Annotated in this window: 20 protein-coding genes and 4 pseudogenes; 6 read left to right on the top strand and 18 right to left on the bottom strand. The window is 58.2% G+C overall.

Annotation, left to right across the window (positions count from 1 at the left end; genetic code table 11):
* Positions 1 to 584 precede the first annotated feature (584 nt).
* Genes virB11 through AC3CB8_RS10695 form a run of 11 tightly spaced genes read right to left on the bottom strand, consistent with a single transcriptional unit; the run spans position 585 to position 10,015 of the window.
* Positions 585 to 1,625 carry a P-type DNA transfer ATPase VirB11 gene (gene virB11, locus AC3CB8_RS10745; protein WP_023737143.1) on the bottom strand — a complete coding sequence of 347 codons (1,041 nt, stop codon included), beginning with the start codon at positions 1,623 to 1,625 and terminating at the stop codon, positions 585 to 587.
* Positions 1,609 to 2,745, bottom strand: coding sequence for a type IV secretion system protein VirB10 (virB10, locus tag AC3CB8_RS10740; RefSeq protein WP_023766578.1), 1,137 nt, complete (start codon positions 2,743 to 2,745; stop codon positions 1,609 to 1,611). The genes virB11 and virB10 overlap by 17 nt, the downstream gene beginning before the upstream one ends.
* A complete protein-coding gene (locus AC3CB8_RS10735; RefSeq protein ID WP_023766577.1) occupies positions 2,738 to 3,622 on the bottom strand; it encodes a TrbG/VirB9 family P-type conjugative transfer protein in 885 nt (294 codons plus the stop codon). The genes virB10 and AC3CB8_RS10735 overlap by 8 nt, the downstream gene beginning before the upstream one ends.
* Complete coding sequence (locus AC3CB8_RS10730) at positions 3,619 to 4,332, bottom strand: type IV secretion system protein VirB8 (protein ID WP_023766576.1); 714 nt, start codon at positions 4,330 to 4,332, stop codon at positions 3,619 to 3,621. The genes AC3CB8_RS10735 and AC3CB8_RS10730 overlap by 4 nt, the downstream gene beginning before the upstream one ends.
* A complete protein-coding gene (locus tag AC3CB8_RS10725) occupies positions 4,329 to 4,487 on the bottom strand; it encodes a type IV secretion system lipoprotein VirB7 (protein WP_081731114.1) in 159 nt (52 codons plus the stop codon). The genes AC3CB8_RS10730 and AC3CB8_RS10725 overlap by 4 nt, the downstream gene beginning before the upstream one ends.
* Before the next feature lie 27 nt (positions 4,488 to 4,514).
* A complete protein-coding gene (locus tag AC3CB8_RS10720) occupies positions 4,515 to 5,402 on the bottom strand; it encodes a type IV secretion system protein (RefSeq protein WP_023766575.1) in 888 nt (295 codons plus the stop codon).
* Positions 5,403 to 5,457: 55 nt separating this feature from the next.
* Positions 5,458 to 6,141: a TrbJ/VirB5 family protein gene (locus AC3CB8_RS10715; protein WP_023766574.1), complete on the bottom strand. Its 684-nt coding sequence runs from the start codon at positions 6,139 to 6,141 to the stop codon at positions 5,458 to 5,460.
* A gap of 13 nt (positions 6,142 to 6,154) precedes the next feature.
* Complete coding sequence (gene virB4, locus AC3CB8_RS10710) at positions 6,155 to 8,524, bottom strand: type IV secretion/conjugal transfer ATPase VirB4 (RefSeq protein ID WP_023737137.1); 2,370 nt, start codon at positions 8,522 to 8,524, stop codon at positions 6,155 to 6,157.
* Positions 8,524 to 8,850 (bottom strand): type IV secretion system protein VirB3, encoded by a 327-nt coding sequence (locus tag AC3CB8_RS10705; protein WP_023679584.1) that lies wholly within the window; start codon positions 8,848 to 8,850, stop codon positions 8,524 to 8,526. The genes virB4 and AC3CB8_RS10705 overlap by 1 nt, the downstream gene beginning before the upstream one ends.
* Positions 8,850 to 9,215: a pilin major subunit VirB2 gene (gene virB2 / locus AC3CB8_RS10700; RefSeq protein WP_031257862.1), complete on the bottom strand. Its 366-nt coding sequence runs from the start codon at positions 9,213 to 9,215 to the stop codon at positions 8,850 to 8,852. The genes AC3CB8_RS10705 and virB2 overlap by 1 nt, the downstream gene beginning before the upstream one ends.
* A 14-nt stretch (positions 9,216 to 9,229) precedes the next feature.
* Complete coding sequence (locus AC3CB8_RS10695) at positions 9,230 to 10,015, bottom strand: type IV secretion system lytic transglycosylase VirB1 (RefSeq protein WP_023766572.1); 786 nt, start codon at positions 10,013 to 10,015, stop codon at positions 9,230 to 9,232.
* A gap of 1,291 nt (positions 10,016 to 11,306) precedes the next feature.
* Here AC3CB8_RS10695 and virG (AC3CB8_RS10690) point away from each other — a divergent pair.
* The gene (virG, locus tag AC3CB8_RS10690; RefSeq protein WP_023685159.1) at positions 11,307 to 12,032 is read left to right on the top strand and encodes a two-component system response regulator VirG; all 726 of its coding nucleotides are present in this window, start codon (positions 11,307 to 11,309) and stop codon (positions 12,030 to 12,032) included.
* 693 nt (positions 12,033 to 12,725) lie between these two features.
* Here the strand turns inward: virG (AC3CB8_RS10690) and virD4 are convergent.
* From virD4 to AC3CB8_RS10675, 3 genes and pseudogenes are all read right to left on the bottom strand, one after another.
* Positions 12,726 to 14,471: a type IV secretion system ATPase VirD4 gene (gene virD4, locus AC3CB8_RS10685; protein ID WP_023766569.1), complete on the bottom strand. Its 1,746-nt coding sequence runs from the start codon at positions 14,469 to 14,471 to the stop codon at positions 12,726 to 12,728.
* Between the two features lie 247 nt (positions 14,472 to 14,718).
* Positions 14,719 to 15,585, bottom strand: coding sequence for a hypothetical protein (locus AC3CB8_RS10680; RefSeq protein WP_023766568.1), 867 nt, complete (start codon positions 15,583 to 15,585; stop codon positions 14,719 to 14,721).
* Between the two features lie 211 nt (positions 15,586 to 15,796).
* A pseudogene (locus AC3CB8_RS10675) lies at positions 15,797 to 16,066 on the bottom strand (integrase core domain-containing protein); the annotation flags it as partial.
* Between the two features lie 443 nt (positions 16,067 to 16,509).
* On the opposite strand from AC3CB8_RS10675, the gene AC3CB8_RS10670 reads away from it, so the two are divergent.
* Positions 16,510 to 18,429: a potassium transporter Kup gene (locus AC3CB8_RS10670; RefSeq protein ID WP_023766567.1), complete on the top strand. Its 1,920-nt coding sequence runs from the start codon at positions 16,510 to 16,512 to the stop codon at positions 18,427 to 18,429.
* Positions 18,430 to 18,556: 127 nt separating this feature from the next.
* Here the strand turns inward: AC3CB8_RS10670 and AC3CB8_RS10665 are convergent.
* The 3 genes and pseudogenes from AC3CB8_RS10665 to AC3CB8_RS10655 form a co-directional block, all read right to left on the bottom strand.
* Positions 18,557 to 19,266 (bottom strand): annotated as a pseudogene (locus AC3CB8_RS10665) (IS6 family transposase).
* Positions 19,267 to 19,341: 75 nt separating this feature from the next.
* Positions 19,342 to 19,593: pseudogene (locus tag AC3CB8_RS10660) on the bottom strand (DUF1403 family protein); the annotation flags it as partial.
* Between the two features lie 122 nt (positions 19,594 to 19,715).
* Positions 19,716 to 20,093 carry a hypothetical protein gene (locus AC3CB8_RS10655; protein WP_023679574.1) on the bottom strand — a complete coding sequence of 126 codons (378 nt, stop codon included), beginning with the start codon at positions 20,091 to 20,093 and terminating at the stop codon, positions 19,716 to 19,718.
* A 294-nt stretch (positions 20,094 to 20,387) separates the two neighbouring features.
* On the opposite strand from AC3CB8_RS10655, the pseudogene AC3CB8_RS10650 reads away from it, so the two are divergent.
* The 3 genes and pseudogenes from AC3CB8_RS10650 (at position 20,388) to AC3CB8_RS10640 (ending at position 21,911) form a co-directional block, all read left to right on the top strand.
* A pseudogene (locus AC3CB8_RS10650) lies at positions 20,388 to 21,118 on the top strand (IS6 family transposase).
* Positions 21,115 to 21,294, top strand: coding sequence for a hypothetical protein (locus AC3CB8_RS10645; RefSeq protein ID WP_031194388.1), 180 nt, complete (start codon positions 21,115 to 21,117; stop codon positions 21,292 to 21,294). Before AC3CB8_RS10650 ends, AC3CB8_RS10645 begins: the two are co-directional and overlap by 4 nt.
* On the top strand, positions 21,294 to 21,911 hold the full coding sequence (locus AC3CB8_RS10640; RefSeq protein WP_023737119.1) for a hypothetical protein: 618 nt from the start codon (positions 21,294 to 21,296) through the stop codon (positions 21,909 to 21,911). Before AC3CB8_RS10645 ends, AC3CB8_RS10640 begins: the two co-directional genes overlap by 1 nt.
* Before the next feature lie 105 nt (positions 21,912 to 22,016).
* On the opposite strand, the gene AC3CB8_RS10635 is transcribed toward AC3CB8_RS10640, so the two are convergent.
* Positions 22,017 to 22,292, bottom strand: a complete 276-nt coding sequence (locus AC3CB8_RS10635; RefSeq protein ID WP_023679571.1) for an acyl carrier protein — start codon at positions 22,290 to 22,292, stop codon at positions 22,017 to 22,019.
* 79 nt (positions 22,293 to 22,371) lie between these two features.
* On the opposite strand from AC3CB8_RS10635, the gene virG (AC3CB8_RS10630) reads away from it, so the two are divergent.
* Positions 22,372 to 23,097, top strand: coding sequence for a two-component system response regulator VirG (gene virG / locus AC3CB8_RS10630; RefSeq protein WP_023685159.1), 726 nt, complete (start codon positions 22,372 to 22,374; stop codon positions 23,095 to 23,097).
* Positions 23,098 to 23,102 lie beyond the last annotated feature (5 nt).

The following is a 23,102-nucleotide window of genomic DNA, read 5'->3' as shown; positions in this document are numbered from 1 at the left end:
AATAGTCGGGGATGGAACACGTGAAGACCTGTTGACGGGCTGAAACCGTCGGTCGGCCAGCCCACAATGCCACCGACTCTGCCTGCGATTTCTCTGCGCATCGATCCTCCTATATGGGTTGCGTCGCAAACTCCAGCTGAGGTCGCAAGGGCAGGTTGCGGCTTTGTTCATTGAGAGGACCCCCTGGAGGCAATACCGGGAGGATTCCCTGTATAGCACTTCCCGATTTACCAACCGGTCATTCCGAACCACGTTCGGCGGCTTTGAAGACGCTCATTTGAGCGCGGCTAGGTAAATCAAGGGTACGACCTGCCGGGTGTCGATGCCGCTTTTGAAGCAGGCATCGGCACCAGCTCGCTGAGCGTCGCCCGCGCAATTCAGCGGACGCGCTCGATACACCCAGTCGAATCGTGCCGCAGCTTGCCGCGCCGACAGGGCGGCCGAAGAGTTCAGGCTTGTGACCGAAGGGCTACGCCCAGTCGTCCTCCCATAATCAACCTCGGTCAAATCAAAGTGACGTTGAATCTGAACAAGTTGCGCCATCATATCACAAACGACTTACCGATCCCCGACGTGCTCGAGCCTTAGTGCTTATTGAGAAGATCGGCTACTGTCTCTCCGCGTCGCCGGGCATCGGCGGCGAGCCACACCTCCCCCACCTCATACACGTCGCCGTGGGTACGAAACGGCACAATGACGTCAATGGCAGCCGACAGCAGGTCAAGAAGCGTGTGGTCTTCCACAGCAGCTCCTTGCGGGCTGCTCTTGACGAGTGAAAAGAGCTTTTTAAAGCCTTGGACCGGATCCGCCCCATGAATCGTCGATATTGATCCCGCATGGCCGGAGACGACTTCGCTAAGGTAGGCCCAAGCAGCATCATCGCGCATCTCGCCAAGCAATATTCGATCAGGGCGCATGCGCAAGCTGGCTTGCAACAGTTGCTCGGCTGTCACCGCACCTACGCCTGCTCGGTCCTTCGGATAGAGTAACCGGACATGATTCTCGTGCGGGATTGCAAGTTCGAGCGTGTCCTCGATACTTATCAGCCTCTCTTGCGGGGGTATAGCGTTGATCAAAGTCTTGCTCATTGTCGTTTTGCCGCTACCAGTAGGTCCGCAAAGCAGCATCGTGAGCCGCCCGCAAACGCACGCTCGCAAAAATTGCTCCAAGTCACCATGGTCGTAGTGCTGAAGAATCGTTTCGTCCTGCCGCTCTTGGCGCTCCTTTCGTGACCGCCATTGATTCCAACGCGAGTATTCGTAGCGAGAAGAAACTTCCTTGAGTTCGGTCACACGACTTGAGGGACGCCGTATCGTCAGGCTTATTGTTCCTGAGGGAACAGCGGGCGGCAAACAGATCTGCAGCCGCTCTCCGTTCGGCAGCTCAGTCGCACAGAGGGGGCTTTGCGGTCCGACATCTTGCTTGCGCAGCGCTCCAGCGAGGATCGCGATGTCCTCCAGATCGTCATAAGATAGCGGTAGCGGATGTTTCGTGAAAACGCCGGCCTGTCGGACAAAGGCTTCCCCAGGCCGGTTGATAGCGACCTCTTCGGTCCTTGGCTCCTCAAGCCATTTCAGAACAGGGTTGAGAAGCAAACGCAATTGAGGGTCAGCCTCCGGTCGCATTGTTGTCTCTCCGGCGTTGGCGATGTTGGGGGGGGGCTGGCGCCACGGCGGTCGCTCTAAGATCGTATACATCTGAGAAATCGAGGTCCCGAGCCACAAAGATGGATACAGCATCTCCCTGGTTTTTCTTCAGAGTTGGCGGAACGTTGATCGTTGCTCTAAGGGTCGTCTCAACGGCTTGTCCGGCGTTGCTCTGGAAGCTGTTGATACCGCTTCCTCCACCTGAGCTGCCAGCGTATTGACCGGCGGCCTGAAACGCGCCTTGAATGACGCTCATGAGCATTGCTCCGCCAAAGCGCTGCCAGAAGTGATTATCCACCGTGCCAGGCATTCCGGAGCGGCCGAGCTCGTCAGCGCCCGGCGATGCTAGCGAAACGAGGGCATGGTCAGGCGTTTCCATGCGCGTCCACAGCACGAAGACACGCGCATCCCCCTGTTGGAGACCACGCTGGATCTCGCCAATCACGGTCGTCCCGCGATCCAAAAGCACCACGTTGTTGGTGGCGCCGCGGACGTCTTTAGGTAAGACGCACTTCACATAACCCGGTAAATTTGTGTCGACTGCCGTTTGCAAAATGCAGGGGATGATCGTTCCTTGAGTAATCACGAGATCAGGGTGCGGCAAAAGTGTGGCCCGGCTTGGCTCCTGTATATCTGGCTTCAATCGCGCCGACAGATCGCCAGCGTCTGAAATCTCATCCGAGGTCGCGGGAGCATCCCTATGGTTGTCTTCGCTCCGCTGACCGTCGTTGGGCATTTTACTGCTGCCACTGTAGGCGAAAATTGGTGTTTCCTCCGGCGGCGGATCAGCTGAAGTCGGCGTGGATGGCGCAGGATCTCCTGCCTGCGCCGCCTGTACGGCTGCTGGAGCTTCGGGAGCAATCTCAATCGGCACGGGGCGGAATGGTTCGGCGTCGGCGACAATTGGAGGTTTTGGCTGAGTTGGTTCGTCTTGTGTGCTGGGACGACCTCCGAGCCAGATGAGTGATAGAGATGAGATGAGAACAAGAGCAGCGACGGCCAACTTCTGCAATCCCGAAACATGCCGGCGGGCCGGCTCCGAGACCATCGATCCGGAGGCATGGACATCATGTCCCGACTGTGGGCCGGTTTCATTCATCGGCCGAGCCTTTCAAAACGCGCCACACGTCGGGTGTCACTGTACCGGTCCCTGGCGCTCGTCCCACAGGGTCATAAGCCCTGTTGAAAATGGACAAGACCGTATTGCCATCTCTCAGACGCCATTCCCGGGCGACTGCGGATACTTCAACATAGTCTCCTTTGACCGTGTAATTGGCAGCGGCTTCCTTGCCGTCGGGATTGATAATGTAGAGAGAGGGTATGCGGGAATTGCTTGCGAAGCCAAATACGGTGGTAAAGCCATTATCGAAAACTTGCAGCGGCGACAGCGATCGATCGCCCTTTGCGACGTAGTGAAAATTGCTTTCGTCCGGACTGGTAGTTGCGGCGGGCCGATTCAACAAATCCTGAACTCTCTCGTCGTGCAGCACTTTCGCCCGGGCCTGACCAAGAATCGAGCGCCTTTCTGCGTCCTTTCTCCGAGCAGCAGCCTCATCAGCAGGATAGGTGAACTGCACACTGTAGTATAGGTCAGGTTGCTGCTCATCGAGTTTTGGCATCGCTCTCGTTGAAATACTGAAGACGTATCTCCGTGTACCGGACTCACTCTCGGCCAGCACGATGACCGGCTGCGGCGGGAGCATCCGGCTAGCCTTAAAAAAGAGATAGTTGGCGCGCGGGAGCGCAGCCAGGTCTTTGCTATTGGAAACGGCCACGGCTGCGACTGTCTCGTTGGCCGCGAATGTGACAACCAGCGTTGCCCCCACTGCGGTAGACAGGCGCACCACTTCGTCAGGACGGTAAGCCAGGTAGCGCATGCGCGCATCATGCTTGCCGGCAAGTGGTGTGTCTTCCGCGGACGCTTCCATCGTTAAGAAGAGTGAACAGACCAGCGCGAGAAACGCTCTTTTTGTCATGGCTGCACATAGCCCAGGTTCGATACGCTATCTTCCGAGCTTTGATAGGAAGTGATGAGTAGACCTCCCGGATTGGTGAGCCTCGATTGCCCAGGCAGACCCGTCAAGCGCTCGTAGCGGATGGTAGCTGTCCAGGTGGTCACTATCGGCATCTGCCCATCGACAACAAGCGTACGTTTGTAACGGATCTGTTGAACGTCCGGACTGATGTCGTTTGAAGAAATATGCCCGACCTCGAGCTTGCCGCGCTTGCCGACCGTGACTTGCGGCGAGGTGGGATTCGGATAGTTGAAGAAATCTTGATATTGCTGTCGCACAGTCGGCGCGCTGAAACTGGATACGAGGTCATAGGCGTATTGGGCTGTATCTGCTGTGTACCCCTCGCGCAGGCGTACATATTCCCACAGCGAAGCATTTATGACGGCTCGGTCTTGGGTTGCCGGCAGTCGAGACACTGACACTTCGCTGTCGACGGTCCCATCCGGCCGGACCCAGAGGAACACAGGTACGAGCTTGGCCAACGGGACCATGGCAGCGATGGTAAATGCCTGGGCAACATTTCCTAGGACCGCCGCTGCGGCAAAGGCGATCAGGGCCTTTGACAGGCGCCGCGCAGACTTCGCTCGTGACGTTTGAAACGCTTCCACCTTCTTATAGTGGGCGGCTAGCGTTTCTCTCTCCACCAGAAGGGCATGTTCAGGAAATTTCACTTTGGCTCTTCCGCGCATTCGACCTGAAGATCCTCAGGGGTGGTTTCCCATTGTCCCACGTTCAGTTGGAATGGGGCACCCGCGCACGTCGCAAGCCCATGGCTCGTCTTGCAGGCGGCCAAAGCGAGGATTGACAGAAGTAGGCAATATTTCATGTTTTTGGCACCGAACTTGTCGATTGATTAACCACCCGCCGTTTTGGCAAAGTGGCGATTGAGGCTGTTAAGAGGTCGGTTCGCACCTCCCCAAGAGCCGCCGGCGATGCTGCTGGCGATCGTCGGAAGCGCGACGATCAGAGCGTCACCAGCTAGGAAAAGCATGTCGAGCTCGTAAAGCCCGATGATCTTGGCTGCTGTCGTGCCCGAGAATTTGATCATCAAAAGCATGGCTGCCAGCGAGACTGCTTCGGCAGCGATTACTATCGTTGCAACGATGTTGAGGAGGAGAAGCAGCAGCCCGTACGAGAGCAGTTGGCCGATCCATCTGGTGGCTATGTCTCGAGTGTGATCAAAAAGGTAGCCTACAAGGACCAGGGGGCCGATCGTCAAGAGCACCTTCGTCAGAATTCCAACGGCATCGTAGATCTCGAACGCTGTCCACAGCGCGCCGTAGAAAATCCATTGCGCTCCCTCGAAAGCAAGTATGTCCTGGCCGTTCATAGGCCCAATTTCGGAAGCAATCAGCTGAAAGACATACTGGCTTGAAGCAAACATGATGTCGAGCTTCTGGGCGATTCCGATGAAGGGCAAGTCGCTGCCACTGATGTCGTGAGCCAACCTCGGAATCGTTTCGTCGAAAAGCGCTTCAATGTACTGCTGATAGTTGGCCTGCCCTAAGATAAGGGCGACGACAATCGACACCATGATTACGCGCGAGATACCCCCGCGCGCATCGACTTGACCACGCATGACCAGACAGCCTTGGATTATTATCCAGAGCGTGACACACGCAACCAGAGGCGCACTGACCGCCGCTTGGACGTTTTCAAGCACTTTGTGCAGCCCGGACGTGAAGGCCCCATGAAAGATCGTGTGTATAGTCGTGAATGGCGCGGGAATTTTGAAATTCATGGCGTGAGCCTGATGTGTCCCTGATCAGCGCAGCTGAGCCTGATGAACTCAGCGTTCACGGGAGGGGGCCAAAAATGCGAGCGGTGTCCCGATGTTCGCGACGCTGCGTGGCGGCCTCCTCAGCGGCGTGAAGGCTCCCTTGTGCAGTGGCCATAGTCAGCAGACTCGTGGCCTGGGCATTTTGGATCATCGCATCGTGAATCTGCTTGAGGACCAGACCGTTGGTCACGGTGGCCTGCATAATATTTCCCGAGCGGGAAAGCTGACCAAGCGTGCCGGCGTTATCCTTAAGGCGCTTGTCCATCATGCCCAAAGTGTCGGCTGCAATAGCTGCGGCATTGGCGGCCCCAGCGATTTGTCCCTTTAACAGTTTCGCTTCTGAATCGTCGCCCGTGACTATCCGATTTGGGTCCTCCGCAATGTTACGGGCGATAATCGAAGCTGGCGCCCGAGCATCAAACATCTGCTCCTCCAGCTTATTGCTCGACGGGTAATGATTTCCTTGGTTCAGTGAGCTTAGCACTCCCGTGACAGCGAATGACGAGGTTAGCATTGTCACCATTTCGATCGTCGTAGCGAGCGTCTCGATTGACCTCTCAAGGATCGCCGCATTGGAAATCGCTGTTAAGGTCGATTGTGTTTCTGTTACAGGGTCGGTGACGATCCATTGCGACCGGGCCTGTCCGTGAAGCAGAAGGGAAGCAGCAAGGGTCGTTACTGCAAGTTTGGCAAGTTTCATGAATATTCCTCCGTCAGTCTTGAACTTCATGGTACCGGGCCATGAACTTGTCGAGCCACCCACTTGGGGCGTCTCCGTGCTGGTTGCGAAGCTGGTCGGCAAAGCGCACTGTGTTGGCCCGCCCCGAGAGTACGGCTACGTACTCGCGCATCTGCCCAAGATCGAATTCGCAAACAATACTCCCGCTATCGCGCTTGAGCAAAAACTTGCGGCTGCCGATTGCCATTCCCTGGCGGATTGCCTCGAACTCCTGCGCAGTGCACTTCAAGCCATCGACATACGCAGAGCGGTCCGCCGTCGGTGATGGGTAGAAAATTTTCGTCATACATTGCGCAACGAGACTAGCTCCGAGAGGCGATTCCAGAACGTGTTCAGGCTGCTGCGTTGCGAGTATCAACATGCCGTTGTTTTTGCGGACCGTGAGCAAGAACTTGTCGATAACGGCCGAGAATTGGGGGTTGAGTAGATAGAATCGAAATTCGTCGCAGCTCATCACGAACCGACGACCATCGACGATAGCGCCCACTCGATGCAGAAGGTATGCGGCGGCCGGTGCACAGACCTCCTCATATTCCAGGAGCTGCGTCATGTCGAAGCCCGTAATGGAGGCATCCAGCCTTACTTCGTCCACGTCGCCGTCAAAGGCCCATCCAAGCGCCCCCCCTCTACACCACCGCTGCAGCCGTGCTCCTGCGCCCTCGGAGGGGCTGTGCAATAGGAACTCGCGCAGGCCCGCAAGTGAGCGCATAGGGGGTTCGAACGAAAGCTGACGAACAATGCCGCGTTCCAGCCGACGGCTTTCCTCCGGCGAGATCGGACCACGGCCGTCACTCTCGATCAGGGCCATCAACCACTCGCGCAGAAAGTCCCGAGAGGCGGAGGTGTTGTCCAGTCCACGCAGAGGGGCCAAGCCGCTCGGAGCGCCTCTGCGCAACGCAAGATATGTCCCTCCCGTGGCTCGCACCAGCAGTTCACCACCCCGATCCTTGTCGAAGAAGACGATCGCACCATTGCGATCGACCAAGCTTTGCTCAAGCATCGCGAGGACAAAGGTCATCAGCGTCGTCTTGCCTTTGCCAACGGGCCCGAATATTGCCGTCATGCCGACGTCATTCTCATGGGGGATGTAGTCGAAAGAAGTTCCACCGTTTGTGCGAAAGCGCGCAACAGCATTGCCCCAGTGGCCGGAACTGGAACCGCTTGGGAAGTTCTCAAATGAGACGAGCCCGGCAAAATTGTGTGAGGTGATCGCCCCCGGGCGCGTGCGCCACCTGTTGTTCCCCGGAAGTTGGGACCAATATGCGGCCTCCATGCCGATGCCCTCTTGGACGATAACGGCGCCCGCGTCGGCCAGCCGTGCGCGGGCACTTGCTGCGCGATCTGCAAGGCTATTGAGGCTGTCGGCATAGACGCACAGGCTCAGATGATGCGAACCCATCACGAATTCGTTGCTTGCCAGTGCGTCCTCTGCCTCGGCAAGTTCATTGATCTGGGTGAGAGCCTTGTCGCCGGCACTCGTCATCTGGCTGGACTTAAGGCTTAGTTTGGCATGAGCTTGCGGGCGAGTGAGGAAGGAAAAGCTCTGGCTCAGGACAAGCGGGAAGTTGGCGGACAGCAAGGAATTTAGCATGCCCGGCCGCGTCGTCGCCGGATATTCACGGAACGAAAACAATGATCCGACGGAGCTATCCCCGGGCCTTCGAATCTCAAGCGCCCGCTTCCCGCAGATGACCTGGTCAGTGTAGATCGAGGCGCCAAGTGAGCCGGTAACCATCGGAACCGGAAGAAACCGGCAAGTCATCATGAGCCGAAGCGCCTCGCCGATTTCCGTGAAGAGCACGTTGCCTTTCTCACGAATGCCCAACCGGCGCAGACCGTAACCGCCGAGTGCGCCAGCAATGATGTGCCAGAGGTCTTCCAGGCTCCGCATTTGGGTGGCTAGATCGTGCTCATTCCGTCTGCGGGACTTGGCAATCCGCAAGCCGATCTTGCCGATTGCGGTGCGGGGGGACACGATCAAAGTGAGGAAGTGATCGTTGCGAAAGAGCTTTCCCGACAGCACACGACGCTCGTAGGCCTCGCTCAGACTGCCAGCGAATGCACTTTGAAACCGGCGCGGCGCCGGCGCCGGCACATCGTTGTGTCTCACAAGATGAGCGTATATCGAGACATTGTCATCGGCGATGTTGCGCAAGAGAGTGTTGAACGCGCGGCAGCGCGAGTTGCGCATCTCAGCGTCTTCCAAATCAAAGGGCACACCGTTCACATGTGCCATGGCCATGATCGATCCGTCTTCCAGAAGGACAACCTGATCGCTTACGTGACCAACATACGGAAGGTAGATCTCGCCAGACCTCTCGGTCCGGCCGCTGGCGCCGAACATTACACCATTCCTCTTCCGCGTTTCGGCACTCTGATCGGATTGGCGCTGACGCTTGCGCCTCCCCAGACCGGCCCGTCCACGCTTCTGCCGGCCGTCTGCAAATAGAGCAGCACGACGCTTGCCGCGTTATAGTCACGCTCAACAACCAGCCGTGCTCCGAACCAGAGTGGCGCGAGAACGATTTCGTAGAGCGGGTTCTGAAGGATAATGATAACAAGCCCAGCCAACATCATGAGCAATCCGGCCAGCGTCAGCGGCACCCCCAGAAACAGTGCCGGGCGCGTCGCCGCCACATAGAGGGTGCTCACTTCCAACCGGTCGCTCATCAGCCACCGCCTATGAGCGCCTTGCCCAGGAAGCTGGCCCCGAACATGATGACGATCCCTCCAACGACACCCGCAACCAGGCCAAGTGAAGCACGACCGAACATCCAAGAGATACCGATGGCTACGAGCCCGAGCACGGCCAGTGATTGTCCAAAGGGCCCAAGTATGAACGTGCAGATATTCTGGACCATCTTGGCAGGATCCGTCCCTCCGGTCACCTGAGCCGCGGCTGGCCCGCTGTAGAAGACCGTCCACGCCGCGCCTGCAGCAGCGGCCGGTACATATTCAGCCGCCATGCGCAGCATGAAAAAAGGCGAAGGAACACGCGTTTTAAGCGCACGAAGTATCTTGAGTGGCGTCATCATTGCATCTCCATGTTTCAATCGAATACGAGTTTGTTCGGGTTCGAGGGTTCCCGTGCTTTCGCAGCCTGGCTGCCTGTCGGATCGGAGGGATCGGCCCCGGAGCGGTCTGGCTGATACGAGCCCCAGATGTCCCAAGAATCTTGGTTGGGCTGCTTCTTTCTATTGGCCTGTTGGCTCTGCTGGAGCAGAGGCGGCACGGCTTTCCGACCGGGTGCCTCAAGGTGCGGCACATCTCGAGCAGTCGGCTCCAGCGTTCTCTCAAGGAGACTTGAGATGTCCTTTGCGGCCGACTCGACCTTGCGTACATAACCGTTGGCGAAGCCATGCGTGACGTCGCCCGTGTTATAGGCCGAGATGGCACGGCGAAGCGCCAGTTGCTGTGCCACAGCAGTGGTGCCGCCGGCATACCGGCTTTCAAGCAGGTGGGCGGCAGCCGAAAGCGAGGCGCAGGGCTCGAAAGCCCTTTCCGGCGTGAGATTGAGCACGGCAAAGTTCTTGCTGTTTATCTGCATCAATCCAACATCGACAGAATGTTGTGCTTCGAGGCGTTCCTTGATGCCCCGCGTGGCTTCCAGGTGGTCTATCCAGCGAAGCTGCTCACCTGTGGTGTTGTCATGAGCCACCAGCGTTTCAAAGCCACTTTCAATCTTGGCAATCGCGGCGAGGGTGGACGGCGCAACCCAGGGGGCGCATTTGCGCGACAGGCTGCGGAACTCACGCGGAGAAAGTGGCGCGGGCTCGGCTGGGAGTGACATGGATGTCATCAGGACGATGGCCAGCGGCCAAGCTGCAATAAACATTCCCTATCACCTACCTTTCCAAGCCGCCGGACGGGTTCTGGCCCTGTCCGGCACGCGCTTATCGGGGAGGTTTGTTACTGTGTGATGTTCAAGTTCAGCTTTTCGGTTTCAATTGAAGCAAAGACCGTGTTCGTATCAGCGTGGGTGAGCATCTTGCGCATGCGTGAGTGGCGCGGGCCCGATCAGCCAGCGACATCCGGAGCATCTTGGTACAATGACTCCTGTACAGGATTGCTCGTCCCGGCCGTCCGTTGCTCCTGGAGTGTGGGCCGCGACTTTGGCGTCATGGATGGTACTTCTGTCAGCGCCAAGCCAAGGACAAAATGGGGAGCTTGGCGGGCTTGTTCAGGCTCGGGATCACCGTGGGGAATCGACTAAGGCGATAAAGCGGCCCAACTTTGCCGGTATGCTGCCGGTCGTTAAAGAGCAGCCATGCGCGGCCCTGCACACTCAGATCATTGCTTGAGACGCGAGCTCGTCCGCGAAGCTGGCTCGAGGGCGCAAATCCGCGGCGGCGAGGGTCAACTGGGAAGACGTGGCGGCGCAGCCCATCCTGGTGCGAGCCTCGTTCAGCTGTTCGGCCGCCGCCGCCAAAGGGTGGATCATGCACAGTCCCATCGGCAGATAACCGCACGTCATTGACGGAGTCCGACGGCGCAATGGACAAGCATAGTGACACGCTCAAGATGGAGGAGTTGCAGTAACTGAGAAATGTTAGCCCGGACGTTCACCGCAACCGGCGACCTGCCGGTCGCCGAACAGCATTTGAGGCCGCCGGCCACCTTGGACGAAGCCGGCTTGGCAGGAGACACACTATTTTGCACAAGGCCGCTGCAGCGAATCACGGTCTTCTTCCGCCGACCGCCTCTCCGATCAAGCCAAACGCCGCGCTGCTCAACCATGTCCGAGCTGGATCCACGAGCCGGAGGATATCGAGATGATCCAGGTCCGCAAACTCCAGGATGACCAGGATGCAAGGGCATAGCAGGAAACTTGGCATCCATGAGGTCGAACTTGAGTGATATTGGCAGGCCTGCACCAACGGGGGAGCTCGAAGCGAAAAAGCGAAGGACCACACGGCAGGGTCATGTCGGCGCTTGGACCTGTCTGGTGGCCACGGGCTGCCTTGGTGCGGTCAATTCGCTGGGGATGAAAAGAACAGGACGAGCACGGCCTCACATTGGCCGCACGCAACGGCGAGTGGTATCAAGGAGCAGCTGTTCTGGGTCGGTGCCCCAGGGTTGCTCGGCAACAGGTTTAGACAAGGGGATTCAAGATTGAAGGTGTGCCGTTGAAACATGTTCTTGTCATTGACGATGATGCCGCAATGCGGCGCCTCATCGCCGAGTATCTCACGATGCATGCCCTGAAGGTAACCGCAGTCCACGATAGCAAGCAGTTTGACTATGTTCTTTCACGTGAGCCAGTCGATCTCGTGGTTGTTGACCTTAACCTAGGCCGGGAGGATGGACTTGCGATCGTCCGCAATCTGGCGACAAAATCGGATGTTCCTATCATAGTGATCAGCGGCGACCGGCTTGATGAGGCGGAAAAAGTGGTTGCACTGGAGCTCGGCGCAACCGATTTCATTCCCAAGCCTTTCGGGATGCGCGAATTCTTGGCCCGCATTCGAGTAGCGCTACGCCAGCGCATTTCTAGTCCGCGAACCAGAGAGCAGCGCTCATTTCGCTTTGGGGCCTGGAAGCTCAGCGTGAAGCAGCGGCGACTGATCTGTGCGGAGCGTGGCGAGGTCAAGCTTACCGCATGTGAGTTCAATCTCTTGATCGCATTTCTGGAGAACCCCCGCAACGTGCTATCCAGAGAACGGCTTTTGCTCGCGAGCCGTGTGCGTGGAGAAGAGGTGTACGATCGAAGTATCGATGTCCTAATCATGCGCTTGCGCCGAAAGCTGGAGGCTGATGCGGCCAACCCTCGCCTGGTCAAAACATCCCGTGGCGCAGGGTACTTCTTCAACGCTGACGTAGATGTTAGCTACGGAGGCACGTTGGCCGCGTGACAGTGAGCTATGCTGGAGATTGGGGTGACGAGGCTGATCAAGCCTTCCAACAGTACCAGCCTGATCAATTACGGCGAGAGCTACCGGTCCGGAGATCGCATCAGCCCCTCTCTGCATATGCACGCGGCCGCCTGAATTGCCGATTTCGCTCAGCTGCTGCTGAATGGCGACGGCTTGCGGCGTATTCAGGGCCCTCTGCGTCTGCGCTGGCCACAACAGCGCTGGTGAATGTTCATTGTTGGGACGACTCACTCGGGTGGCAGGTGGTTGCCCTGGTCAAGCTCATCCGGCGAAGGGCGGATCTGCTGTTGGCTGGCAGCCAAGACTGGGGGCGGCGGCCCGAACTCCGGCGTCCCAGAGCTTGCGAAAGCCTCCGACACGCTTCCCTTGAGGTCATCCCGTCCAGCGGGCATCCCTGGGTTGCTGAAAAAAGACGAGGCGGCTTGATGATCCTGCCCTCGCTGAAGCACCTCGCGAAACCCCCTGTTCCAGTCGCAGAAGCTCCTCTGGTTTGGTTGGCGGCTCGTCAGCTCGACCATCGAACAGCGGCCGGAGCGCCTCGGACACGTGCTGCTCAAAGCCCACTCGCCGGGCCTGGACCGCTTGCCCGTCTTCCAAGCCGGCGTCCTGCACCTGCGACAAAGCTGTTACACGGGATGGATTACTATTTCGCGGGTTCATACTAGCCTCACATCAAACTGTATCGTCAAAGTCCTGCGCCAATTCACACAGCGGGTCATCGAGTTGAGATTCTGCGGAGAGCGCCTCCTCTGCTCCCGTCAAGGGCGCCGGCTCCGGGAGGGCGCCTGTCTGGCTTTCAAAGATGCGTTTCAGAATGCGATCCGAAAAATATCGCACCTTCCTCAATTTTAATGGTGGCAGACCTTTGATGAGAACAATCTCGTAGTCGTCATCGAGCAGCCGAACCTGTTCGGGACGCAATAGCGGTGCACCTTGATGTGAATTCTGAATGGTCCAGTCGAACGTTCGCGCCTGGCTGTGGGAAATCGATTTGGCTTCAAACGTGTATTCACCGATGGCCTTGGAAATGTAGTTCGGAGTCTCGTCATCAGCCGTGGCCATGAACACTTGCAGTCCGGTATTGCTGAGAAAATTCTGCTTGCCAGCCTCTCCATAAGCCCCCGTCAGTGCCGAAAGGCTTTGGATGATGAGCATGAAACGCCCCTTGTAGCCCGCGATAGTCGTGATTGCGGTCTCGATCGCTTCCAGCTTACCCAAGTGCTTGAACTCGTCGAGCAGGAAGAGAACCTCGTGCTTTTCATCCCGGCGGGCCAGCGACCGCTGCAGAATTGAAACGATTTGCTGAAAAAACAAGCGTATCAGAGGCGCGATCACCTCAAGGTCGTTCGGACCAACGCAAAGATAGATGCACGTTCTGCGACGGCGAAGATCATAGACCGAAAAGTCCGAGCGACTTGTGGCCGCCTTTACAGCGGGATCCGCCCACAGGTTGAGCCCGCCATCGCCGAGCACGGAAGTGTAGGAGGTTAGGATTTTCGTATCGTTCCCCGCCATGTCGTCGAAGATGCGTTGTGCCTCTTTGTTCTGGGTCTCCATGGCGAGTCGCGCGAAGAGCTTAAACTTCTCCCCCGGCTGGGCGAAGAGGTCATAGACGGCGCCGATTGTTGGCGTGCCCCGCTCGATGCAGGCAAGGATTCCCGCGACAAAGATATCTCGCGCGCCGCTGACGAAACCTTCCGCGCCCTCCCCCTTGGCCGTAATCAGGTTTGCGGCCAAGCGGCGGGCTTCGGTGAATTGCTGCTGTGGAGGCAACGCTATAAGATCCAACAGCGGATTGTAGCAGTTTGTGCGCCGCTCCGAATCCAGCGGCGCGAATTTAAACACGTCGTCACCTGCGGCTTTGCGCGCCCTCGAGGTGAGCTCAAAGAGCTCCCCCTTGACGTCCAGAGCTATCACCGAGCCTTTGAATGTAAGTAGCGTTGGAATGACTATGCCGACGCCCTTGCCAGCGCGGGTCGGTGCAACGATGAGGCTGTGAGGCTGCTCGCCATTGGTCAGGTAGTAGCCAGGCCAGAAAGGGCCACTTGTCTTCCCAAACACCGGCCCTGTCACGCCACGGTATCGTCGCAGATATCCCGTGCGTCGCATTTCATCCACTCGAGCCCAACGAGCCGTCCCGTGGTGTTCGAGCTTGCGGCGCAATACGATCTGCTGAATCAGCAAGACGACCGCGGACGTCGAGAGCACGATAGCCGCGCCCCGATAGAAAACGGGGGTTGCGAAACCCAAATAGAAGGGCGTCTCAAACCAAAAGGCACGGACATCAAACGCCATCAGAGCCTCGCCGCTGCCGCCGTGGCGGAAGGTTGCGTAAAGACTTGCCGCACAGAAGCCCACGGCGAGTGAGCACGCGATGCTAATGGCTATGTTGGGGGGCGTCGTTTTTGTTGAAAGCATTGTTCCATTGCCGGATTAGCCGTAGCTAATGCTGCGCGTGCTTCAGAGACCGAACCGGCGTCGCGCGATGTCGCCGCTCGACAGATCGATGCCGCAGCGGGTGGTGCGATGCTTGCAGCGCATCACCCGGCAGACGTGGTTTTTGAAAGTTACACTAAGCAGGTACGTCAACGGCCAGCGAATTGGAAACGGCAAGGCCGTAAACGGAATTCGGGAGAGAAAGCGTCACTGTACCATGGCCGAGACCTCAACGGCCGGAGCGATCTCTGCTTCTGGTGGCCTCCATTAGGTCCTCTCGGGCGTGATTGAAGGCGTGGTTTATGGACCGCCCGATTTGAGCACCCCGCTGCAGCTGTTCATACGAGGTTTGCGGGCCTACTGTATCACGGACTGCAGCCTCAATACCTGCTATGTGGCCGTCCAGATTCGCACTCCGTTCCTCTGCTGCATGCTGCGGCGGCGGCATGTGCGGCAAGATGTCTTGCATGCCGGGAAAAACTGAGTGAGCTTGGGCCTGTTGGTTTGCGTCTAACTGTTGATACATGTTGAGAATAGCATTGGATGCCATCATCCTGACATTGCCATCCGGATCAGAAGAAGCCAATCCAATGGCCTGATCAAGAATGCGAGATTTGTTTTCGTCAGTAAACTTACTGAAGTGTGGCGCAACGTAATAAGCTCCGAGAGCTTGCGACGGCGGATCCATGTTGCCAATGCGATTAACAATAGCATCTTGCAGCCCTGGCGTTAGGTAATCGCCTAGATTACTGGCCGCTCCGACTTTCTGCAATGCTATGTCATCCGTGCTGTACCCCAATTCGGCTGTTAATGTCGCGGCCAGATCGATGGCTGATCGTCCAAGACGATTGGTCCGCCTTTCAAATCTCGCGAGGTCAGTTTCTGGCCCGGGTTGAGTGCCCCGAACGGCTGTTCGCTCGTGCGTCCCGAGGCCTTTGAAGCCCCCAAGATTTCGCGCTGTATCGCGCGGGTTAGCGGTTACCAGCCGTTCTGCAACATCGCTCAATGGCCCCTCTGGAACGTCACGGAGGCTACTGCTCCCCACGCCTTGAGATGATCTTGCAGCTGCACGTGCCCGTTTGTTATCGCGATCCATTGCTCGCCTCCAAAGTAGTTATTCTACCCAATGAGGTTACCACCAAAGCTTGACCTGCTAAACCGATATGATGTTACAGTTGTAGTATGGCAAAGGGTTCCCAGCTCTGTGGGTCTGCCAAGTGCCCGTCCAAGCCGAAGAAAATACGATGAAGCTGGCATCAAATGCGATGTGAACTGCCCCGGGCATTCCGGTGGCCGTTTCGTTTGAGTCACGCGGCTATGGCTGGTTCATCCAACATGCCGTAGTAGCGTTCCTCGGCTTCGGCCGGCGGGATGTTGCCGATGGGCTCCAGCAGCCAGCGATTGTTGAAGCAGTCGACCCATTCGAGCGTGGCGAACTCGACGGCCTCGAATGAGCGCCAGGGTCCGCGTCGATGGATCACCTCGGCCTTGTAAAGACCGTTGATCGTTTCCGCGAGAGCATTATCGAAAGAGTCGCCGACACTGCCCACTGCGGGTTCGACGCCGGCCTCCGCAAGCGCTCGGTGTATTGAATGCCGAACCCTAGAGAATCAGCCCTCAGAGCCTTTGGTAATAGACCGACCCCTCGCACCTGTTTGGGCTGGGTGTACAAGTCAGGTTTTCATCAGGTTGGACGAGTATGTCTGGCAGCCAGAGCGCGACCACTTCCGTGCCCGCCCGCTCGTCTGGCAGACACACAAAGGAGAAAGACATGCCGTCAGCTACAAGCAGCGCCATCGTTTCCTGCCGCAGATCATCGCCCATCCGGTCTGGCCCTCCTTCAGGTCCCCTTGGCCTGTGTCTCGTCGAGGAAATGGCCCGGGAGCGGGATCGTGGTTTCGTATGAGACAATCCGCCGGTGCGGCAACAAATGCGGTCCGCATACGGAGCCATTACGTCGCGGCACTTGATATTGCAGTGCAGCAAAGGTAGAGGGCCGCCCCTTATCGGAGTGTCGTCCATGGTCCTTACCAATACTGGTAGCGAGGCAGAACCCGTCGAACAGTCGAGCCATCCGGCAATCGAACAGCAAAGCCCCGAGGTGCTGATGCTAGGCGCGCTCGGCGTTGTCTATGGCGATATTGGCACCAGCCCGATCTACGCGTTCCGTGAGGCGCTGGTGGCGTCGTCGGGCGGCAATGTCGCCGAGCGCGGCGATATCCTCGGCGTTTTGTCATTGATCATCTGGTCGCTGACGATCATCGTCACCATCAAATACATCATGTTCGTGCTGCGCGCCGATAACGGCGGCGAGGGCGGCGTGCTGTCGCTGATGGCGCTGGCGCGCGGCAGTTTCCCCAAGCGCTCGGCGCTGATGCTCGGCATCGGCATCGTCGGGGCATCGCTTTTCTTCGGTGATGCCGTCATCACACCGGCGATATCGGTGCTGTCGGCGGTTGAGGGCATGAATGTCGTCACGCCGACCTTCCAGCCCTATGTCGTGCCGCTGACACTGGTCATTCTTACCATGGTGTTTGCGGTGCAGCGCTTCGGCACGGGCGGGGTAGGATTGGTGTTCGGCCCGGTGACGGCGGTGTGGTTCCTGGCAATTGGCCTTTCCGGGCTCAACCACATCATCGCCGATCCGGAAATCCTGTGGGCGGTGAGCCCGCACTACATCGTCGCGTTTCTGATCAATTCGCCCGACGTCGCTTTCGTGACCATCGGCGCCATCTTCCTCGCCGTCACCGGCGCCGAAGCACTCTATGCCGATCTCGGCCATTTCGGCCGCAAGCCGATCGTGCTGGCCTGGCTGGCGATCGTGTTTCCCTGCCTGCTGCTCAATTATGCCGGGCAAGGCGCCTTCGTGCTGGCCAAGAATGGCGTCGTCGGCCATCCATTCTTCGAGATGAACGAAGGCTGGACGCTGATCCCGATGGTCGTGCTGGCGACGGCCGCGACTGTCATCGCCAGCCAGGCGGTCATCTCCGGCGCCTTCTCGCTGACCCGGCAGGCGGTGCAGCTCAATATGCTGCCGCGCCTGGAAATCCTGCACACCTCGGAGAAGCAGTCGGGCCAGATCTACATGCCGCGCGTCAATCTGTTGCTGGCGCTGGCGGTGATGCTGCTGGTCGTCGGTTTCGGCGAATCGAGCAAGCTCGCCTCCGCCTATGGCATCTCGGTGACCGGCAACATGCTGGTGACGACGGTGCTGCTGTTCGTCGTCATGACCCGGATCTGGAAATGGCGGCTGTGGGTGGCGGTCGCCATGACGGCGCTGTTCGGCTTCATCGATGTCGGCTTTTTTGCCTCCAACATCGTCAAAGTGTTCGAGGGTGGCTGGGCTTCGCTGGCGGTGGCCTTCACCATTGTGCTGGCTATGTGGACCTGGGTGCGCGGCAGCCGCTATCTGTTCGACAAGACCCGCCGCAACGAAATCCCGCTCGATTTCCTCGCCGGCAATCTCCTGAAGAAAAAGCCGCAGCTGGTGTCCGGCACCGCGGTGTTCCTGACGAGCGATCCACTCAGCGCGCCAACCGCGCTGATGCACAGCCTGAAGCACTACAAGGTGCTGCACGAGCAGAACGTCATCCTTTCGGTGGTGACCGCGCCGCAACCGGTGGTGCCCGACAGCGACCGGGTCAAGATGGAGACGGTCAACGAGCTGTTCATGCGGGTGACGCTGACCTTCGGCTACATGGAGCAGCCGAACATCCCGCGCGCGCTGGCGATCTGCCGCAAGCAAGGCTGGAAGTTCGACATCATGACGACCTCGTTCTTCCTGTCACGGCGTTCGCTCAAGGCCTCGCCCAATTCCGGCATGCCGGTGTGGCAGGACCGGTTGTTCATCGGCCTGGCGCGTACGGCGGCCGACGCGACGGAGTACTTCCAGATCCCGACCGGACGCGTCGTCGAGATCGGAACGCAAGTGACGATTTAGGGCATGCCGCGGTTGAGAAGAATCGGTGCTGTCACATTGATTGAGCGGTAAGGAAATTCAGGTAGCAGCGCGCCCGGCACTGTAAGTTTCAGCGGCTTGATGCAGCGATAGCTGGCCGGGACGGCTGTCACGCTGTGGCGACACACGCGATTTTGTTCCAGATTTGCATGGGGCGTTACGCAGGTCTCGATGTTGAGCCGATGACAGCGCATTGCAGGGAAAGTGAGCAGGTCGGCAATCGGATCATGGATGGAAACGAACCGCTGAAGCTGGCGTGCCGACTTGAAGCGTTTCATGATCCTTTCGCGTCGTCGGGTCGGCTGGTGCGAATTTTCCGCTCGATTATTCAGGCCTGTGTGCGACCGGTGTTCGACGCCGGGCATGAGGTCGCGCATGGCGGCATCATAGGATCGGAGCTTGTCGGTGATCATGATCCGTGGTGTCCGCCCTTGAGCTTTCAGCAACTTGCGCATCAGACGCTTTGCCGCCTTGGCATTTCGGCGGCTTTGTACCAGCACTTCGAGGACGAAGCCGTCCTGATCGACGGCACGCCGGAGCCACTGCTTCTTGCCACTGATAGCCACGACACATTCGTCGAGATGCCATTTATCGCCCAGGCAGCCGGCTGATATTGATCTCCTGGGCGGAATGCCGTCCGAATTTCTCCGCGCAGCTTCGAACGGTCTGATGCGTGACGATGATGCCGCGGGCCGCCAGCATGTCCTCAACCATGCGCAGGCTGAGCGGAAAGCGAAAGTAGAGCCATACCGCGTGCGCAATGATCTCGGCGGGAAAGCGGTGGCGACCATAGAGCGGATCACGAGCAACTTCTGACATGGCCCAATGTACGCACATCTTCATAAGCTGTCGGTTGACTTTACGATGCCGCGCCAAGCGAGCAGCATCCGGCCGGCGGGGCCGACCCCGTCTCCCGGCCGTGAGCAGAACGGCATCGCGCAGGTGCCGCTTCATCCTCGACCGGCCAGCCTGCTTTGCCGTTACCGCCGCCGCCGAAAGCGCCAGGCGTTGCCGCCAGGCGCCGATCCGCCGGCAGCGGTTCGTTTCCACCGATGATCCGAGTGCCAACCAGTTCCACTTTCCCCCAATACCTGCGTAACGCCGCCATGCAAATCTGGAACAAAATCGCGTATGTCGCCGCAGCATGACAGCCGTCCCGACCAGCTATCGCTGCATCAATACGCTGATATCTTTACAGTGCCCGCACGCCTCTCGCGCGCCAACGGCCAGTCGGGTGTCGCGAATGAGGCGCGCTGAAGCCATCCGGCTCAGCCGATCATGGCGCTTCGGTTGCCGGGTTCGAGGTCGTGGCCTCTGCCGCTGCGCGATTCTAGCATTTGCGCCTTGGAGAGCTCTGCTTCAGCCTCGGCGAGGCATGGCTCGGCTGCGGTTCTCTGCCGCAGAAGGTCCGATTGCGAATTCTTGACGTTGTCACGACGTAGGCGAGCGGCCTTGGCGAACGTCGGATAAGCGAAATGATTGACATCGGAGATGCCGGCCTTCGTTTCCTCGGCGTTTAACTGGAAGTCCAGTTCTCGCGCCATGCGTTCGAAATCGGCAATCATGATGTCTAGCTGGTGCAACTGTCGCCGCTTCTCATTCACCTGAAATTGCTTCAGTCGGACCAGATTACCTCGTGGCTTCATGACTCGGTACTCCGGTACCCATTTCGTCCAATCAAACCGCTCTCTCCCCTTAACGTTAGGCCTACAGCGACTCTCACGTTTTCTGCTGCGAGCGGAAACATATTTTCCAAAATCCTTGGCCGATGGCTATGAGTTCAATGGCATCGACAAGCATGCGAGCGGGGGACTTAAGGGGCGGTAAAAAAAGGCGGAATAGGGCGATTTTCACAATGTCTGCATTGAACGCGTTGAGACCTGCGGCGGGCTTGACACACAAAGCAATCGTCAAGATTTGCGACATGGACGCCGGGGGGCATGAATACGCCCGCCGTCAGCTACACGCCCCCCGATTTCCGCCGCCTATTATCGCCCACGCGGTCTGGCTTTATTTCCGGTTTCCGCTGAGCCTGCGCCTGGTTGAGGAAATGCTGCTGGAACGCGGCATCGTGGTTTCGTATGAGACAAGTCGCCGGTGGGGCATCAAGTTCGGGCTGGACTGCGCTCGCTGCTTGCGCCGCAAGCCGCCGTGCCGGAATGACGTCTGGTACCTGAACGAAGTGGTCGTCACCATCGCCCGGCAAAAAGCTTTGGTTGTGGCGCACCGTCGACCAGGATGGATATGTGCTGGACGAAATCGTGCAAAACCGCCGCAACACCAAGGCCGCCAAGCGCTTGCTGACGCGGCTGTTGAAGAAGCAGGGGCTCGCGCCGAAGCGCATGATCACCGACTAGCTGCGCTCGTATGGAGCGGCAAAGCGACAGGTGATGCCGGACGTCAAGCACCGGTCGCACAAGGGGTTGAACAACGGAGCGGAGAATTCCCATGTGCCGCCGCGAAAACGGGAGCGGATGATGCAGGGGTCCGATCGCCGAGAGGCCTGCAACGCTTCGTCTCGACCTTGTCAGCCCTCCGCAACCTCTTCGTCCCGCCCCGCCCCAAACGTTCTGCTCTCGCCATACACGTTCATCGCCTCAGCGCGATGGCGCTGGTGATATCACGACGCGTTTGTACCGCTCGACCTACGCCACAGGTGCCGACGCTGTGACGAGCTTCGTCGGTCGCGTGTCGAGTGACGGCACCGGGGACAATTATCGTCGACCGCAGTCCATTGCCCAGACCAAGGCGCTTCTCGGCGTCGGCACGATGGCAAATCGCAGCGTCACGATCTCGGCCGCTGCCCCTTCTGGCGGCGTGGACGGTGATTTCTGGGTGCAGCCGTAATGGCCCTTTACGTCAAAGCCTCCGGGGTCTGGGGGGCGGCCAGCGCCGTCTGGGTGAAAATCTCAAGCCTCTGGACCAAGGCTCGACAGGTCTATGTGCGCAGCTCGGGCGTCTGGGAGAAAATGTTCCCGATAGATCTGGTCTTCAATGGCACTCACGAAGACTCGACTGCCACGACCGTTTACACCCACACCAGCATTCCGCTTCTTGTCGCGCCACACGCTAATCGTCGTGTCATCGTGACAACTGAGACCACTGACACCGAAAGTGCAGTGACCGTCAACAGTATGACGATTGGGGGTGTGGCTGCCACCCTTCTCGCTCAGGTGGAAAGCATCTTCAATTCTGGTGTGGTCTATCTGTCAGTGTGGTCAGCCCTCGTGCCAACCGGTACGACGGCAACGATCGTGACCACGTATAGTGAGAGCGTGTTCCGTGACTACATGTCGGTCTATACGACCACCGATTGGGATGGTGTGGTGGGCACTGTTGCCTCTGACAACAATTCAACGGGTGGCCTGACAACGACCGTCAGCATTGGTGCCCTGGGCGCAGCGATCGCAATTGCGGGCAACGCCACCAAGGGGGCATCGGCACTGCGACATGGACCGGGCTGACCCAACAGTTCTCAAACACACCAGTCACGGATACAAACCACAGCGGAGCAATGGCCATAGCTACCGCCGCCCAAGCTGCCCTCACCGTAACCTGTGCCTACAGCACTACTCCAGCACTTGCCGCACTGCTGGTGGTTCCGCGGTGCGCAACTCCTGACTGGCGACGGCGTCGGCGACATGCCTTACGGACTCGTATTGCCAGAGCTTGTAATCGTCGACAAACCAGCCAAGTCGGCTCTCGATCGCCGTAGCAAGCTCGTTATAGTCGAGGCTGTCGAGGCCGAGATCCCGCATTCTGGTTGTCATCGAGACCTCTACTTTTTCGGCAACTAGAGCGTTGAGGGTTTTGAGAACCAGTTGTTCAATTTCAAGTAATGTCATCACTAATACATGCCTTTTGATTGCAGATTCAGGTAATGCAACCCTGATCGGGGCCCAACCCCCAAAACGAGGTGTGCCGTTGAAACATGTTCTTGTCATTGACGATGATGCCGCAATGCGGCGCCTCATCGCCGAGTATCTCACGATGCATGCCCTGAAGGTAACCGCAGTCCACGATAGCAAGCAGTTTGACTATGTTCTTTCACGTGAGCCAGTCGATCTCGTGGTTGTTGACCTTAACCTAGGCCGGGAGGATGGACTTGCGATCGTCCGCAATCTGGCGACAAAATCGGATGTTCCTATCATAGTGATCAGCGGCGACCGGCTTGATGAGGCGGAAAAAGTGGTTGCACTGGAGCTCGGCGCAACCGATTTCATTCCCAAGCCTTTCGGGATGCGCGAATTCTTGGCCCGCATTCGAGTAGCGCTACGCCAGCGCATTTCTAGTCCGCGAACCAGAGAGCAGCGCTCATTTCGCTTTGGGGCCTGGAAGCTCAGCGTGAAGCAGCGGCGACTGATCTGTGCGGAGCGTGGCGAGGTCAAGCTTACCGCATGTGAGTTCAATCTCTTGATCGCATTTCTGGAGAACCCCCGCAACGTGCTATCCAGAGAACGGCTTTTGCTCGCGAGCCGTGTGCGTGGAGAAGAGGTGTACGATCGAAGTATCGATGTCCTAATCATGCGCTTGCGCCGAAAGCTGGAGGCTGATGCGGCCAACCCTCGCCTGGTCAAAACATCCCGTGGCGCAGGCTACTTCTTCAACGCTGACGTAGATGTTAGCTACGGAGGCACGTTGGCCGCGTGACAGTG

This window comes from Mesorhizobium sp. P160927, assembly GCF_057766385.1.
The sequence above is the reverse complement of the archived record's forward strand: the minus strand, read 5'-3'. Positions and strand labels throughout refer to the sequence as shown.